Raw genomic sequence first — 1,338 nt, 5'->3', positions numbered from 1 at the left:
TCCTGCCATAGGTTGACACCTGTGGCGGATGATTCAGCCGCCGTCAGGCGGCCAAGGACGCCCGATGGACTGCATCGGGCGTCTGCATTTTAAGGGACAGGTGCGGTCGCTCGGCGTTATAGATCGCCACCGACTCGGCCACCATCTGCCGTGCCTGCGCCAGGTCCCGAGGGCGATGCAGCAGGAATTCGCCTTTCAAGATCCCATTTACCCGTTCTGCCAGCGCATTCTGGTAGCAATCGTAGCCGTCGGTCATCGAGCAGGTCACACCGTGCGTGGTGTGGATCTTCTGGTAATAGTCCGAGCAGTATTGGATGCCTCGGTCGGAATGGTGGACCAGACGTTGGCGCGTTTTTCGTCCTTTCAGCGCCATCTGCAACGCCTGAGCGACCTGCTCGGTCTGCAGGGTGTCGTGCACGCTCCAGCCAACGATCTTGCGTGACCACGCATCGGTAATCAGGCTCAAGTACACGAACTTTCCTTGCGTCGGCAGATAGGTAATGTCGGCTACCCAAACCTGTTCGCTACCGGTGGGTACCACGCGCCCCTCGCCAGCCTTGAGCAGGTTGGGGTGCCGTCGGAAGCGGTGATGGCTGTCGGTGGTCTTGTGATATGCCCGCCGCATCGGAACCAGGAGCCGAGCATCACGAAGGACGCCAAACAGGCGGTCCCGCCCCATCGCGATCCCTGATGCCTGCAGTGCCGGCCTGATCAGACCGTGCAGCTTGCGAGTGCCGATGCGTGGCTGACGCGCCCGATAACCCCCCACTAAAGCGATCGCCCGTGCGCGCTCGGCCAACTGCCGTTGCTGGCGATGGCCACCTTGGTAGTACGCCTGCCGACTGATGCCGAAATGTCGGCAAGCCCTTGCCACGCTTACGCCTTGGAGGCGCCCTTGCGTGAGGACTTGCCGGAAGGCTTTTTTACGATGCGTACCCCGTAGTCCTCTTTGAGGACCTCGACGATGGCTTCGAAAAGCTGCGCTTTCTCGTTGGCCTCCCGCAGTTGCACCTGCAAAGCCTTGATCTGCTGTTCCGGCGTCAGCGGCTTGGCCGCCGCGCTTTTGGGTGAAGTGGTCATGGGGGCAGATGATGCACCACCTGACCAATCCTGCCGACCATGGCGGCGAAGCCAGCCAAGCACAGTGCTCCGTCCTTGGATCCCGTATCGCTCCTGGGCCTTTTTGTAGGTCAGTTCCCCGCGCTCGACCTGGTCGACCACCGACAATTTGAAGGCCAGCGAGTAATCCCGCTGGCTGCGCCTGAGTGTTGAATCCATTGAACATTCCTCTTCCTGTGGGAAAAGGTGTCAACCCAATTCAGGACGGGTCACGGGTCA

General features: G+C 60.8%; 1 protein-coding gene. It reads right to left on the bottom strand.

What is annotated here, in order from left to right; all coding sequences use genetic code 11:
* Nucleotides 1-43: 43 nt before the first annotated feature.
* Nucleotides 44-1,278, bottom strand: a protein-coding gene (locus tag ACXJKH_RS20595; protein WP_457322166.1) for an IS3 family transposase whose coding sequence is annotated in 2 segments (ribosomal slippage) — nucleotides 44-927 and nucleotides 927-1,278 — 1,236 coding nt in all. Because the reading frame shifts where the segments join, the coding sequence is not laid out codon by codon here.
* Between the last annotated feature and the right edge of the window lie 60 nt (nucleotides 1,279-1,338).

The organism is Stenotrophomonas sp. P5_B8 (genome assembly GCF_054049855.1).
The sequence above is the reverse complement of the archived record's forward strand: the minus strand, read 5'-3'. Positions and strand labels throughout refer to the sequence as shown.